Origin of the sequence: Trichodesmium erythraeum IMS101, from assembly GCF_000014265.1 — a bacterium.
GTDB classification, from domain to species: Bacteria; Cyanobacteriota; Cyanobacteriia; order Cyanobacteriales; family Microcoleaceae; genus Trichodesmium; species Trichodesmium erythraeum.
The window spans coordinates 1-16179 of record NC_008312.1 but is presented as its reverse complement, the minus strand read 5'-3'; the positions used below and the strand labels follow the sequence as shown (position 1 = coordinate 16179).

Genomic DNA, 16179 nt, shown 5'->3' with positions numbered 1-16179 from the left:
TGAAATAACTATACAAAGCTTGAGTATTAACAGGCTGTATTTACCGTGGATTTCGAGAATATTGAAAATTGAAATAGTAATAATTGAATATTTTTATTCACCCATTGCATAATAATTATATAATTTTAAAAAATGCAAATATTGAAGATATCAATTACCAAAATTATTTGTAAATTCGTGGAATTTAATATTTACAAGAATGGCAATATTAAAACCTACCACCAATCAAAATCCTAACTGATATGTCATCTTCATTTTTTTCTTCCTTTAAAAATATACATCTACTACTTTATTAACCTCTATTAAAAAAGCTAATGCATTAAAATTTATGTTTTCTGTAAGGTGAGGAAATATAGATAAAGCACCTACTGATTTATCACCAATAATATTTTCGTATGGGTCTAACTTTAAACTAACTTTGGTTTGTCTTTCAAATCGTGAAAAGTGGAAAAACGTCAGATATTGTAAAATGTCATTTTTAAGCTGAGAGTCTAAAACTAAAGCTTCTCGAATATCAGCATCATCCATAACTCCAGGATAAAATTTTCCTAACAAAGTCGAATATGAAATCACCCCATTATAAAATCGTTCGTTATTTCCCACTAAAATACCATTAAACAGATTGAAAAATACAACCGCTTCTTGACTACTATCTTCAGAAATATTCATTAACTGTTTAGTGTCTTGGATATAAAAAGAATGGCTATCCAAACTTTTAAAAGGATGTACATAATATTTATCATAAAATACTGGATATATTTTAATATTTTTCTGACCTTGCTTCATATCTTTAATAATAGTAGGCGACATAAAATATAGTTTCTCATCTTGTTCTTGTTGAGTAATATGTAAAGTACTAGTGTAAGTTGCTTGAGCAACATATAAAAAATTTTGGTATCCCTGAACATAAAGGTCTTTTACAGTTTCATTTAAAATCGGTGGCTTTTCGTACATCTTTCTGAGATAATAATTATTATCAAAAGTTATTAATGGTTGAATTTTTACACTGCCATCTTCGAGTTTTTCAATACCTATAACTTCTCCTATTAAAGTTATGATCCTATCATTAGAATTTTTATTATTTTTTTTGGCATCACTTTCTCGACTTGATACAATAATAATTGCTAATTTTTCCAGGTTTAAAAATTTAGAAGTATCTGTTAAGGTAAACTTTTTAGATAATACAGAATATAGAGAGTTTAAGCCATTTCTAATCTGAAAATTTTTAGGTCTTTTATTCATTTCTACCCGGAACCCTTGAGAATTACATAGATATTTTTGGTTGAATATATGACATAATAATTTGGAAAGATCAGCTAAAAATTTTTCAGTATGAAATGGATTTGCCGGCGTTCCCTCATGTAGTCTAACCATAGGGATAAATAATAATTCCTTCGTCTCTTCACTACATTCCTCAAGAAGAATATATAAACAAAGATAAGACAATAATATCCAAGTAAAACGATAAAGAAATATTTGTGTAGAATTGAAATGTTCTTGGTTTTGTCTATCTTGATTTAAGCGTTTATTATCATAATAAAATAATATGTGTTTGTATTCTTTCTCAAAATAAGCTTTATAATTATCTAAACAAGGGTTAGTATTAGGTATCCAAAACATAGGTAATGTTTTCATTCCTTGAATGTCATATTCAAACTTGAATTCTTTTGGATTACTATCTCCTTGAAAATATCGAATATCTTCTATTTTGATAATAACTGGTATTTGACATAGAGTATAAGAATTTACCCCAGGCTTATCAATGAAAATATATTTAAGAATTTTCTTTCCTTCTCTCCAATCTTCCTGAAAAAAATCTCCTATAGAAATACTATCTAAGTCCTTATTTAGGATTTCTCTACTAATACTAATTACCTGATTTTCATGATATACTGGCAACCTTTTCTTTTTGTTGATAAAATTGATTAAAAATTGACATAGACTATTAACTTTTTCTTGAACACGATATTCACTAAAACCTTTGACTATGCCCCGGAAAATTTTCCTTTTTTCATCATCATGCTTACTACTTTTTAAATCAATTAAAACCTGCTCGAACTTAAGCCTAGGGTTATAAAGAAGTTCATCATTCATTAATGAAGGAGGATCACAGGCAAATATAAAATAGTATAAAAACACTCTAATTAATACCTTCTTAGCAAAACTTTCTCGACTTTGAATATCCGGATCAGCTAGTTTTGCTTTATGCTCAGAATTCTCCGGGTTAATAATATCTAAATTATACTCAAAAGAAGTTTTACCTCTATCTTTTTGTACCTTGCCATTCAACTTAAGTTTTAAACCTAATGTAAACTGAACTTTTCCTACTTCTTTATCTCTACTTTCCCCTAAATTGCCTTCAATAATAGGAATAATTGGGAGAGCATCAAAGGCTTCCCCACGAGCAAAAACATCTTTATAATTAACAGTTACTCCAGCGTAGTAAACTTCAAAATCATCAGTTTGCTCGTCTAGATATTCTTCTATTAATTTTAGTCGCCGAATTAAATCCTGTAGATAAATAAAACCTTTAGTATTTTTATATTTGCTGTCAACATTTTGCTCAATATATTTTAAATAGGTAATAATTGCTTCTCTTTTCAGTTTTCCTAGAGTTTCTTGATCCACCAGTTTTTGCAATAAATTAAAATTTGATGATTCTTCGTTTATCTGACTATTTAAAATATCTAAAGCACCTTCCATTTCTCCTTGATTATCAGTTTCAAAAGAATCAGATATATGATTTTTAATTCCTGTTTCTAGCTGAGATATAAACTTTTTAGTATTCTCTACTGTAATTGTTAGTTTAGCAAACCTCAGTATAGAATCACTGCCATTTTTATTAGAATCTAAAATTAATTCTTTTGTTTGTAGTCCTTTATATTCTTCATTAAAAGGATAAGACAAACCTAACTTATTTGCTTGTCCCTGAAAAGATTCTAAATTAGTAGTTAAACCTTCAATAAAATAAACTAAATTTTCTCCTTGTAAAGCCGAACTGAAATGAGTTTCTAGACAACCTTTTATTTCTTGAATTTTTTCCGAAAAACTTTTTTCACTAGCAAAATTTACTGTGGCAGAACGAACAGATATAGTATTACTGATAGGATTTTCAACTTTTGTCTTAGCAATACAAGCAGCTATATCATCAATATTTATTTCTAAAATTTTCTTATTACTAGATACTTTAAATGGATTCATTGTTGGTAATTCATTTAAAATCTGTTTTAATAAACTACTATAGTCAACAGGAGTTTTGTCACCTTCTCTTAATTCATTTGCCATATTTTTTAACCAATTAATTTAATTTTTTATCCCAATTCCCATAGTTATCTGCACATTTATGATACCCATAAATATAGATTTGTAATCTATCTATTATCATAAAAAACTTCAAATATTTTCTCAAGAATGGATAAGTATATGGAGTTTTTATAAAGGGAAAATGACATAAAAAAAGGGTTTTAAAAAACACATTTTTAAAAAAATTTAATGCTAATAAATATCCCTTTAATTACAAACACATTAATTTTTAATTGTGCCAAGTTTTTTGTTTAAGAAAGAGGTTTATAAAGCCTACATTTTTCAGGAATTACCTGAAAAGCTTATCCGCTTTAACATGAGTTAGAGGGAGATATAAGATTGTACCTTATAGATTAAAAAACTGCTATATATATAGCAATCTTCCTATGGGTTATCACAATTACCAAAAATAGAAATAAACTCTGAATCTCTTACCCATTAACCCGATTTATCAAAACCTATTCCTAAAAAGTAATACTAATTTCATAAACTTAAGCTACACTTTTAGAAGTAACCTATTATAGAAAATGTCCCCATGTCAGGAGTAGTAAAAATTGAGATAAATGAATCGGTAGAAACTCTCAAAAAACTTTTAAAAAGTGCGAGTACAGCTCAAGAAAAGGAAAGACTTCAAACTATTTACTGGTTGAAAACTCAAACAGTAGAAACAGTAAAAGAAATTGCGATAATGTTAGGACGCAATCGAGTCACAGTACAAAAATGGTTAGGGAAATATCGTACAGGTGGACTGAATCTTTTACTAGAACCAAAGAAAAATCTAGGAGGGAGGCCAAGTTCAATTCCACCAAATGTAATCGAGAAATTAGAAGCAGAATTGCAAAACCCGGAAGGTTTCCAAAGCTATGGTGAAATTCAACAGTGGTTAACGACTTGTTTTGACATCGAGCTGTCTTATCGAACAGTTCATCAATTAGTCAGATATAAATTAAAAAGTAAATTAAAAGTTCCACGTCCAAATCACATAAAACAAAATAAAGAAGCTCAAGAAAACTTTAAAAAAAACTCTCATCTCAACTAGAAGAGAAAATTAAGTTAATTAATAAATATTCGGAAAATCAACTGCCAATTCGCTATTGGTGTCAAGACGAGACTAGAATTGGATTAAAAACTATAACAGGTAAAGTCATTACTGCTTGCGGTGTTAAGCCCATTGGTTTATATCAATGGCTATTTAAATATCTATGGCTTTATGGTTTAGTAGAACCAAAAACAGGAGATTCCTTTTTTTATGAATTTAGTCATCTAGATACTCCTTGCTTTGAAAGATTTTTAGAGCTTTTTTCTCAAACATATCCTGAAGAGATTCATATTATTCAATTAGATAACGGGCGAGGGCATCTAGGGAATGATTTATCTATCCCTGATCACATCATTTTATTATTTCAACCTCCTTATTGTCCCGAAGTTAATCCCATTGAAAGACTGTGGAAAGAGGTGAAAAAATTCTTGAAAAATCGAGTTTTCGATTCCTTAGATTTCTGACGCAGAATCCTGAGAAATATATTAACTGGATTTAGTCAAAAAGATATTGCTTCTTGTACAGGATATGATTTTATTCTTGAAGCATTATGTGTAGTCGGACTTTAGGAAATTGGTATAATAAGATTCTAGACACAACAAAAATAGAGTTATCATGGCAATATTAATGAACTTATAAAAAATACATAAATAGTTGACATCCTCCTGAAGTTACCTTATAGGAAAGCACAGGTTTTCTGCCAACTATTTAACCAAAAATTATAATTTTTCCTACTCAAATACTGAAAAATTCAGATATTTTTGTAAACAAATTCAATGAGATAATAACAATCTCAAATTTAGCAGTTTCAAGCATATAAAATACTTCAACCCACCAAAAAATATATAATGAAAACTTTACCCTCTAAGATCTTAACTGGACAGGCATAATTAAATAAGTCATTTGAAATCCTCCCAAAGGATTTAAAACTACTGGAGTTGTAGCAGTATTTAACTGAATAGAAATTTCAGAAGCTGAGGGAATAGCCTTTAATCCTTCAATCAAATATTTCACATTAAAAGCAATTTCTTCTGGCTCATCACTAGAGATTTGTGCTGCCATAGATTCTCGACCACTTCCCACATCTTGAGCATCTACAGATAAAGAAATTTCTTGATTAACACTATCAATAGTACACTTCAAGATATTATTCTTTTGGTCAGCTAAAACAGCAATTCTTTCCACAGCTCCTAAAAATTTTTTTCGATCTACATTAATTTGATTAGTAAACTGATTAGGTAACAATTGTTGGTAAGCAGGATATTGGCCTTCTAATTTTCGGCTAGTTAAACGCTGCTTTCCCAACTCAAAAATAACCTGATTTTCATCAAACTTTAATGTCACAGAAGAACCAGACTTACCCATACTAATCATACGTTCAACCTCTCTTAAAGCTTTCGCCGGAATTGTTACTTCAAACTCTTCTATTTCTGTAACTTCCTCTATTTCTTCCTCACCCTCCTGCATTACACTTTCTGTCTGGTTAAACTAAGCCAGGTAAATTACCCTACCCAACTCGTCTTCAAAACCGTGCGTGAGACTTTCACCTCACACGGCTCCTCTCCTAAACGTCCCAATTCAAGGGTACACCCCTGCTGAGTGTGCCAACATTCCCTACTGAGTGTGCCGACAATATTGTCAACCCATCAAAAACCTTGTTGCCACGGCTGGATGCTCTGTAAATTAACTTTTGCAACTTAAACACATTCCTCAGAACCCTTTTCCAATCTATGTTTTTCCACAACAAAATTCGAGCAACACTGACTTAAAACAGTATATTGTCTGTATCCCATGCCACACTTAAAAATAGTTTAGGTGACCCTAAATTTATTTTTAGTGTTTTAGCTTTGTTCATCGCTAATTGTTACCTTACATTACGTCTAACAGTGGGTACGTCTGCTAATATTGCTTTTTACCCAATCCTACTCTCTCTAAGACCTACGACTAAGTGTGTAGATTGACCTTGAATGGCTTCCTAAGTTCTCGACCTATATTCTTAGGTGTCTTAAAAAGGTTTCCTCGTTCCCTTATGCCTTTATTACGACTAATTTAGTGGGGTAAACTCTCCCGGAGAATTCTATATGGTTGTTGATATAGATATTGCCATGTCTATATCCATCGACCCTCTGACTTTAGTTCTATATTACCTATACAACTTTGAAATAGGTGTTGGTAACGAGAGTTTGATTACCTTCCTGTTCGTCCACTTGTTAGCCTCTGCTAAAAGTCTCAGTTATTTGCTAATTGAAACTTTGACTTCATTTAGACCAGCTTCACAGATTGATGTTCAGTCGCTACCGTGTGGCCTATGCTGTCAACCCAACAACAAGGCGGATGGAATTTCACCACCAAGGACATAAGAGTTTTCCACTGGCTTTATGTTTAATCTCCTCTAAAACTTGTAGTGGAAGGCTTGCTATACCTGCTTAAGGGAGGTTTTTACTAGCCAACGAGTCGCACGACAATAGCCAACCTATGACCATCTGTTGCTACAAACTCCAAACCATCTGTTTGTACTTTTAAATGTACTCCCGTCAATACTTGTTTGGTTTCATCAGGACTTGTAGCAAATAAAGTTCCTCTCAAGCCATCAATTAAAGCTTCCGATTGTAAATTGATAACTTCCCCAGCTTCCACATTTGGTAATTCTGGATATTCTTCTCCTCCCATACCTCTAACTTGATAACGACCAGATGTAGAAGTAAGAGTAGCGATCGCTTCCCCTGCATCATCATCAATGGTAATGTTACCTTCTGGTAGTCTGTTAAACTAAGCCTGGTAAGTTACCCTACCCGGCTCGTCTTCAGAACCGTGCATGAGACTTTCACCTCACACGGCTCCTCTCCTAAACGTCCCAATTCAAGGGTACATCCCTGCTCATTGTCTCAAGATATTAAGTCATGTAACTTGAGATTTGGAGATGTTTTGTGATCTCAAGCAGTTTTAGTATCCTGGCAATATCAGTGCAACATCAGTGCAACAGTTGTTTGTTCTTGTAGGTGTTCTCACCAACTCTAGACCTTGATATTTTTTGATCTATCTCTATTAGGTCTATCGATCTAAAGGTCAATTTACAAAATCCGCATCCCTACTTTGGAGAAATACTTCTGTTTTATCCATCTGACTGACTTATTTGGATGCCAACGACCTTGCCCATCGACCTAGTCTTTAACCTAAGAGATTATCCAACTTATTGAATATTTTCTTACTGACTACGCCTGAAAAATAGTTGGCCTATCTTCTGATTACCTAATCCAGTTTAGCTATCAGTGCTTCTACTGGTGCAGTTTTATGTGAGTTACATAAAACTGCTAATCTTCAATAATGAATTTTGATACTCTCAAAAGATTATTTAATCAGAGTCTTAAATCCTAATTTTGCTGTCTTTACCTGACCTTATCTGATGGTAAAACCTCGAAAATCGAATCCAGGTTTATTCCGTTCTATCAAACTTACCCAAACTTACATCCCTCAGGATTTACATAAGCTTTGGAGCTAACTTCCGTGTTTCACCCCCATACCACTGACCGCAGCCTGTAATTTATCTTCACAAGCAGGAAACACAATCGTAAAGAAGCAATCGCTACTTCTTAACATAGTTTTTGCTTATTACTCATACTGCTACAATATCGCTATATATGTGTAACTTTAGATAAATCAAGTCAATTTTCATTGAACTATCAAATTCCCCGGCAGTTTTCTTTCTCGGGTCTACCTAGGTCAGGCGTCTAACAGCTATCAATCTAGCGTAGTAACTAGAAGTCAGAATTTTTTTGTATTTATGCATCTTGCAGATATTGCCACTAATGGATGCTCTGTAAATTAACTTTTGCAACTTAAATACATTCTTCAAAACCCATTTCCAATTGATATCTTTCCATTTTGGTTTTGGCTTGATACTCAATTAGAAAAGCATATTATAGACCGTATCCCATGCCACGCTTAAAAATAAATTAGGATTACCATTATTTCTCTTTAGTGTTTTAGCCTTATTCATTGCTAGTTGTTACTTCACATTACGTCTAACAGTGGGTACGTCAGCAATCAAAGCTTTTTACCCAATCCTACTCTCTCTTTGACCTACAACCTTTCGTGTAGATTGACCTTGAATGGCTTCCTAAGTTATCAACTATTTACTTAGGAGTCATAGAGAGGTTTCCTCGTTCCCTTATGCCTTTATTACGACTGATTTAGTGGGGTAAAATCTCCCGGAGGGTTCATACTAGTTGTTAATATAAAGGTTTCCATCCCTATATCCATTATCCCTCTGACTTTTGTCCTACATTCCATAGCTGCCTTGGGAATGGTTTGATATAACGAGAGTTTAATTACCTTACTGTTCGTCCACTTGTCAGCCTTTGCTAGCGGTATCGTTCCTGGCAACTAGTATTTTCCCGCATTTAGACCAGCTTCACGGATTGATATTCAGTCGCTACCGTGTGGCCTATGCTGTCAACCCAACAACAAGGCGGATAGAATTTCACCATCAAGGACATAAGAGTTTTCCACTAGCCTTATCTTTAACCTCCTTCAAAATATGCCATGGAAGGCTTGTTATACCGAAGTTTCATCAGTTTTAACTAACCAACGAGTCGCACAGAAACAATATCATTAAATAATTTGGCAGGTAAAGTAAAACTTCCACTGGTTTCTACAACTGCTGGAAAGCTGGAACGAATTCCTAAACCTAAGTCAAAACCTGTTAACTCTAGACATTGAGAATCAACATCTGCAGTTAATAAAACATTTGCTAGTAGTTAAACTAAGCAAGCCCATTTCCGGCTATCCTTTATAGAGTCTGCTCGTCTTCAGAACCGGACGTGAGACTTTCACCTCATCACGGCTCCTCTGCTAAACGTCCCTTTTTATAAGTACACCCTTTGAAATTCACCAAGGGAGCTAACTAATTCTTAAAGTATAATTGCTACTCTTGGGCAGTTTTCAAATCATGGCAGTGCCGGTGCAATAACTATTTGTTTTTATTAGATATTGTCACCACTTTCTTACCTTAATGATCTTGGCTCACGCGCCTAACAGTTAGTAACAAAGCATAATCACTAGAAGTCATAAATCTTTGATACTTAATGATATTGCGAATTTTGCCAAAGCTGGATGCTCTGTAAATTAACTATTGCAACTTAAATACATTCTTCAGGGCCCATTTCCAGTCTATCTCTTTTAACTTAAGAGCATGATTTATAGATATTTGAGATAGTATATCGTCTGTATCCCATGCCACACTTAAAAATAGTCTAGGTTAACCTAGCTTTCTTATTAGTGTTTTAGCCTTATTAATTGCTAATTGTTAGCTTACATTACGTCTAACAGTGGGTACGTCTGCTAATTGTGCTTATTACCCAATCCTACTCTCCCTAAAACCTACGTCCTTTTACATAGATTGACCTTGAATGGCTTCCTAAGTCATCTTCTTAGGTGTCTTAGAGAGGTTTCCTCGTTCCCTTATACCTTTGTTACGACTGATTTAGTGGGGTAAATTCCCCCGGAGAGTACGGTTATGGTTGTTAATAATTCCACCCAGATAGAATTATCCATTGACCCTCTGAACTTTCGTCCTATATTCCATAGCTATCTTTGGAATTTTCCTAATAACGAGAGTTTAATTACCTTCCTATTCGTCCACTTGTCAGTCTCTGCTAGAAATCTCACTTATTTGATAGTTAAAGCTTTGACCCCGTTTAAGCCAGCTTCACGGGTTGATGTTCAGTCTCTACCGTGTGGCCTATGCTGTCAACCCAACAACAGGGTGGTAGGAATTGCACCTACAAGGACATAAGAGTTATTCACAAGTCGAGGTTGTCCTCATATTATTGACTTTGAACGGCCATTTATACCCATTTGTGGTTTAGTGGCCAACGAGTCGCACCTGGGTGATTAGGTCGAGAAGGAACTGCACGACTAACTAGAGAAAGGTTACTGCTGTTAAACTAAGCCAAATGAGTTACCTCATTCAACTCGTCTTCAGAACCGGACGTGAGACTTTCACCTCATCACGGCTCCCCTCTTAAACGTCCCAACTGAAGGGTACATCCCTACCTTAAAATCTACATATCCCATAATTAATAACTAGTTAAGTCCTGTAACCTTGTTAGTTTTGAATATGTGTTCTGATCTGAGGCAGTTTTAGTATCGTGGCAATCTAGGTATAACAGTTGTTGATCCTTCTAAGTGTTGTCACCACCTTAAGACCTTAGTTTTATGTAGTCTACTGACCTTAAAACAGTATCTCTGAGGGTTAATCCATAAGATGTGCATTTATTCTTTTGCTGTTTCTTGTCACTTCTTTCGTTATACCCGGATCTTTACCCATTCTGTTACTCAAATAGATCCAGTCAACATCTAATTGTTATTTACTACCTTTAAGTTTGATGTACCTTATAATAATAATATCAGAGTGTTGATATCGTAGATTTTTAATACCACCTATACCAGTAGTTTTCTTTCCCTGATTATCCTGTTTCAGGCCTCTAACAGGTACAACCTTGCGTAATAACTTTTGGTCAGAAGTTTTTGATATCTACGTCTATTGAGAATTTCACCACAACTGGATGCTTTGTAAATTAACTTTTGCAACTTAAACATATTCTTCAAGACCCGTTTCCCGTCAATATCTTTCCACTTCAAGTGAAGATTGACACATACACGGGACAATATATAGTCTGTACCCCATGCCACACTTAAAAAGGGTTTTGGATTACCCAATATTCTTTTTAGCGTTTTAGCCTTATTCATTGCTAATCATTACCTTACATTACGTCTAAAAGTGGGTACGTCTGCATAGATATGCTTCTTACCCAATCCTACTCTCCCTAAAACCTACGACCCTATGCGTAGATTTGCCTTGAATGGCTTCCTAAGTTTTCGACCTATATTCTTAGGTGTCTTAGAGAGGTTTCCTCGTTCCCTTACTCCTTTATTACGACTGATTTAGTGAGGTAAAATCTCCCGGAGGGTTCGGTATGGTTGTTGATAATCTTGACTTAATAGGATTATCCATTGACCCCCTGACTTTAGTCCAACATTCCATAGCTACCTTTGAAATGGTTTCAAATTACGAGAGTTTAATTACTTCCTGTTTGTCCACTTGTCAGTCTCTGCTAGGGGTCTCACTTATTTGGTAGTTAAAGCTTTGACCTCATTTAGGCCAGCTTCACAGTTTTGATATTCATTCGCTGCCGTGTGGCCTATGCTTTCTACCCAACAACAGGGCGGCGGAATTTCACCACTAAGGACATAAGAGTTATCCACAAGTCGAGGTTGTCCTCATGTATTGACTTGGAATGGCTATTTATAACTGTTTCCTCAGTCTTAGTAGCCAACGAGTCGCACTAAGTCACTTTGAGTACAAGTTAATTTCATTTGAGTTTAGTTATTCATATTAAGAACCTGAGGTTTTTTCAATAAAACTTACCTCAGATCGAAATTTTAACATTCTTAACTTGAATAATCTAGACCTCTAAAATTAGACGAAAGATATGAGTAATAAAATCTCAGGTTAATATCTGTGGAAAATGTGGAAAACTCCAATTTTTTTTTTACTATATCAATGATTTCACCAATAAATACCTGTGGAAAACCTGTGGAAAAATTTATTTTTGCTTCAAGAGAAAGTTTGAGATTTTTCATAACTTCAAATTTTGAGATACTCCAAACTGATAAGATATAAAAGTAGTTAGGGCAAATGCAACATTCTCACATATCTCAAATATAGTTAGAGCCAATTTACAGTACTTTTGGTTGTTATTAGGTACACATTTAGTAAGAAAAATTCTCACAATACAAGATTTTTACTCTTCAGATTTGTACCTCAAACTCTGAAATTTGCTTTCCATTTCTGGCTTCTGTCATACCCTCTATTTTCAATATTCATACTTCACATACCAAACCCAGACCTTGAGGTTTAGATTAAGACTTTTGCTATTTGATTTAAAGTGGTTAAGGCCGATGAAATTGTAGATTTTATATTTTTCCACAAGTTTTCCCCAAGTTTTCCACAGACCAAAAATTTTTTACCAATCAAAACTATAAGGTCATAATTAGGGACTTTCCCATCAAAACAAATAGAATTTAGAAGGTAAGCAATAAAGGCAACGAAATAAATAAGTCCAGTTCAATAATTGGATAATTTATTTTTGCTATTCCTTAATAAGTAGGTAGATATAAAATTTACATTAAACCTGAAGGGGTGACAAAGAAAGCTAAAATATTAATTGGATAATGAGTATCGCCCTCTTGCCTTTTCGATATTTGAGCTGATGTTAAGACAATTGGCTATCAGTTCCTTAGCTTTTTTTTGGCAAAACTTCTAGAGAAATTTTACTAAGATTGCCCTCTATTTTATTTTCCGTCTCAAAATAGCTATTTCATCTATATTTTCTACCTTTTTCTGCATAATTTGCTACTCCAAAAAAGCCGATTTTGGTGCAATTAATAATAAACTTAGCGTCAGCTAAAGTAATTAATAATATTAAATAAATTAGCGTTAACTTATAATTTTAGTTTCTTCTATATTATAGCCTCCTATTTCAAAATTACTGAAAATCTATTCAATGCACATTCATTTGGGCTAAGGAATTAAAATATAATCTAATTCCTAAATATTTATGAGGATAAATAAAGGTGATTATGGAGAAAAATCCGATTTTTTTATTCTATTTATTTTACGAATAAAATTTACTTACTAAAACTATAATTTTTGGTAAGTTTAACAACTATGAAATAAATCAAAAAACAACTTTCTGAATTCCTAATTATGTAATGAAAATGCCGAAAAGTCATTATTTTTTTGATATTATAGATATGCTTTTTTGTAAATCAAACTAAAACTAGTTTTTTCTTGATATTTTTCATTATTTATATAGTTTAATATTACAAATTTATATCTCATAAAATTACTATTTTATAACTAGTAAATAGAGTTAAATTTATGAATAATAATTATTATTATATATAAAAAAATACTATTACTTTTTTTCAATGTTCGTGATATATATATGCAAAATGTGAAGCTTATAAATTAAGTTAACTACTAACAGGTTGACTACAAAAAATTGATTCGTGTCAAGAGAGAATATAGTATTTAATTGTCTGAAAAATTTGATTCAACCCACTCATTTAACAGTAGAAACTACAAAATTTCAAACTTAACTTGAGGTAAAGATAAAAAACATTGCATAGCCCAACGACAACTTTCAAAGAGAGTGTATTTTAGTATTTGATTAGCTAAGTTTTCCAATCCTTTATATCTATGTTCTATAGTCAGAGAAATTAAATTTTTTCAGGTTTCCCCACATAAAATTTTAGTTATCCCAGCAGATGCTTATGGTAAAGTTGAGGTATAGTTATCAAACTTTTAGCAGCACTTTTCAAAATTTAAGGTTTCAGGGTATCCTTGACTAAATATATTTATAGTTGTTTCAATTAAGATTGAGACAAAAATTAAGTAGAATAATTTTAAGTCAACTAGCAACTATTTTTCACCATGGCTTACAGTTGATAATTCAGACAAAAAGTAATAAATTTTGTAGAAAATGGTGGTACGATTACCGAAGTATAGTTCATTTATTTGGGATAGGAAGAGCTTCGATATATAGATGGTTATCTCGCCCAAAATTGTCAGCAACTAAGGTAAAATGTCATCGAATAAAATTAGATTAGAAATAATTATAAAAAGATGTAAAACAAAATCCAGAGTCGCTCATTGTCAGACAGAGCTAAAAATTTTGGAGTTAATCTTACAGCTATATTTTATGCTTTGAAAAGAATGAATTTTCCTTGAAAAAAAACAACTTCGTTATAGGGAAAGAAATAGAAAATAAAGAATAAAATATTATCAGAAACTACAAAATTTTATCAAAAAATTTGGGATTAAAAGCCTTTTATTTATTAATGAATCAGGATTTGAAGACAATCAAGACTATATTTATACCTGTTCAAAAAAAGGGAAAAAAGTTTATGGTGAGCAAGAGGAAAAACGCGGTAAAAGAGAAAATTTAGTAGCGGAGATAAGAAAAAAGGAAAAAGATTTAATAGCACTAATTATATTGAAAGGAACCCTAAATGTCGTGGGATTTGAACCATGATTAGCTTAACATTTATTACCATCATTAAAAATTCCCATTGTGCTAATTATGGATAATTCACCAATTCATAGAAAAAAAGTTATTAGAGAATTAGTAGAAGCAGAGGATCATCAATTACTATTTTTGCCAAAATACTCTCCTAATTTAAATGACATAGAACATGATTTTAGTGCATTAAAAAGAGCTAGAATGTATTTACCTATCAATACATCTCTTGATAAAATTATGCGTAATTATTGTACAAAATAGTGCCTCATTCTTATTGAAAATAACCATATGTTAAAAATCCTAAAGGATGGATCTGTTAGTTACCTAATCTTCTCCTTCTTATTTATACTAACTAATGACGACTAGAAAAATTAATTCGATCGCTCAATTGTCGAATTGTTTGAACTAAATTTAAGTCACTATTTTGTAGCTGACTAATTTTGTCGCAACTATACAAAACAGTGGTGTGGTCTTTTCCTCCAAAAACCTCTCCAATTTTTGGTAAACTCAAATCAGTATGTTGTCGCATCAAATACATCCCAACTTGTCTTGCTAAAGTAATTTCTCGCTTTCTAGAACTACCCTTCAAATCCTCTATAGATAAGTTAAAATTTTCGGAAACAACCTTAATAACTGCCTCTGGTGAAGCCTCTAACTTTTCTGTTTTTGGATTTAAAATAGGTGCAATATTTTCCACAGTCATAGGCAAACCAGAAATAGAAATATAAGTAACAACCCTTGTTAAAGCTCCCTCCAACTCCCGAATATTTGAAGGATATCTAGTTGCAATATATTCAATTACATCCCTAGGCAAAACCATATTTTCATACTCAGACTTTTTTAGTAAAATTGCCATTCTAGTTTCCAGATCTGGAGCTTGAATATCTGCAATTAATCCCATAGAAAACCGAGAGCAAAGACGTTCTTGTAAACTAGGAATTTGATTGGGAGGTCTATCAGAAGCTAAGACTACTTGTTTGCCAGCCTCATGCAAAGTATTAAAAGTATGAAAAAATTCCTCCTGAGTATATTCTTTACCTTCAATAAATTGAATATCATCTACTAATAAAACGTCTGCTGCTCGATAATGTTCTCTAAAGCCTTGCAGACTATCTTTACGAATAGCAGCAATCAAATCATTAGTAAATTTTTCTGTAGAAACATAAAATATTTGAGAATGAGGAAAAATATCTAAACGATAATGACCAATAGCTTGCATTAAATGAGTTTTACCTAAACCGACTCCACCACATAAAAATAAAGGATTAAACTCTTGTCCTGGAGACTCTGCCACTGCTAAAGAAGCGGCATGAGCCATACGATTATTTGGACCTACTACAAACCGAGAAAACATATATTTGGCATTAAGATTTGCTGGTAATGGTTTTGGAATAGATAAATTTTCTCCCAGAATATTTACGGACTTATGTTCAGACCAAATGAGTCCCGAGTCATTTTTTCTACTATCTTCAACTAAAAAAGTAGTTAAATAAATTTCTACTGGGTAACCTAAAATATCATGTACAACGTCAGCAATAGTTTTTATATAGTATTTCTGTAACCAATTTCGAGCAAAAGGATTAGGGGCGCGAATTACTAAACAATTATTTTCTAATTGTTCAGCAGTTGCTGTTTTAATCCAAGTTTCAAAAGTTGGTTTACTTAACTGTAATTGGAGCCTTTCTAAAACTTGGTCCCATAAATTATCTAGATAAATTTCCACTGCTAGCCTCTTTTTATATCGCTACA

General features: G+C 32.8%; 9 protein-coding genes and 3 pseudogenes. 3 read left to right on the top strand and 9 right to left on the bottom strand.

The genetic code is table 11. From position 1 onward, the window contains the following. Positions 1 to 267: 267 nt before the first annotated feature. Positions 268 to 3285, bottom strand: coding sequence for a hypothetical protein (locus TERY_RS00040; protein WP_011609940.1), 3018 nt, complete (start codon positions 3283 to 3285; stop codon positions 268 to 270). Positions 3286 to 3838: 553 nt separating this feature from the next. On the opposite strand from TERY_RS00040, the gene TERY_RS00035 reads away from it, so the two are divergent. After that, a complete protein-coding gene (locus TERY_RS00035) occupies positions 3839 to 4342 on the top strand; it encodes a helix-turn-helix domain-containing protein (protein WP_011609939.1) in 504 nt (167 codons plus the stop codon). An 8-nt stretch (positions 4343 to 4350) separates the two neighbouring features. After that, complete coding sequence (locus tag TERY_RS26670) at positions 4351 to 4806, top strand: IS630 family transposase (RefSeq protein ID WP_081432519.1); 456 nt, start codon at positions 4351 to 4353, stop codon at positions 4804 to 4806. A 400-nt stretch (positions 4807 to 5206) separates the two neighbouring features. Here TERY_RS26670 and dnaN read toward each other — a convergent pair whose 3' ends face one another. From dnaN to TERY_RS35710, 7 genes and pseudogenes are all read right to left on the bottom strand, one after another. After that, a complete protein-coding gene (dnaN, locus tag TERY_RS00030) occupies positions 5207 to 5809 on the bottom strand; it encodes a DNA polymerase III subunit beta (RefSeq protein WP_011609938.1) in 603 nt (200 codons plus the stop codon). A gap of 97 nt (positions 5810 to 5906) precedes the next feature. Further along, on the bottom strand, positions 5907 to 6086 hold the full coding sequence (locus TERY_RS35720) for a reverse transcriptase N-terminal domain-containing protein (RefSeq protein ID WP_370496294.1): 180 nt from the start codon (positions 6084 to 6086) through the stop codon (positions 5907 to 5909). Positions 6087 to 6802: 716 nt separating this feature from the next. Then, a pseudogene (locus TERY_RS00025) lies at positions 6803 to 7108 on the bottom strand (DNA polymerase III subunit beta); the annotation flags it as partial. 949 nt (positions 7109 to 8057) lie between these two features. Continuing rightward, positions 8058 to 8246 carry a reverse transcriptase N-terminal domain-containing protein gene (locus tag TERY_RS26660; RefSeq protein ID WP_071820533.1) on the bottom strand — a complete coding sequence of 63 codons (189 nt, stop codon included), beginning with the start codon at positions 8244 to 8246 and terminating at the stop codon, positions 8058 to 8060. Positions 8247 to 8922: 676 nt separating this feature from the next. Continuing rightward, positions 8923 to 9084 (bottom strand): annotated as a pseudogene (locus TERY_RS26655) (DNA polymerase III subunit beta); the annotation flags it as partial. A 266-nt stretch (positions 9085 to 9350) separates the two neighbouring features. Continuing rightward, on the bottom strand, positions 9351 to 9467 hold the full coding sequence (locus tag TERY_RS35715) for a reverse transcriptase N-terminal domain-containing protein (RefSeq protein ID WP_071820721.1): 117 nt from the start codon (positions 9465 to 9467) through the stop codon (positions 9351 to 9353). Positions 9468 to 10819: 1352 nt separating this feature from the next. Further along, positions 10820 to 10942: a hypothetical protein gene (locus TERY_RS35710; protein WP_370497351.1), complete on the bottom strand. Its 123-nt coding sequence runs from the start codon at positions 10940 to 10942 to the stop codon at positions 10820 to 10822. Positions 10943 to 13874: 2932 nt separating this feature from the next. On the opposite strand from TERY_RS35710, the pseudogene TERY_RS29415 reads away from it, so the two are divergent. Further along, positions 13875 to 14691, top strand: a pseudogene (locus tag TERY_RS29415) (IS630 transposase-related protein). A 91-nt stretch (positions 14692 to 14782) separates the two neighbouring features. Here the strand turns inward: TERY_RS29415 and dnaA are convergent. Continuing rightward, positions 14783 to 16153 (bottom strand): chromosomal replication initiator protein DnaA, encoded by a 1371-nt coding sequence (gene dnaA / locus TERY_RS00005; protein WP_011609935.1) that lies wholly within the window; start codon positions 16151 to 16153, stop codon positions 14783 to 14785. Between the last annotated feature and the right edge of the window lie 26 nt (positions 16154 to 16179).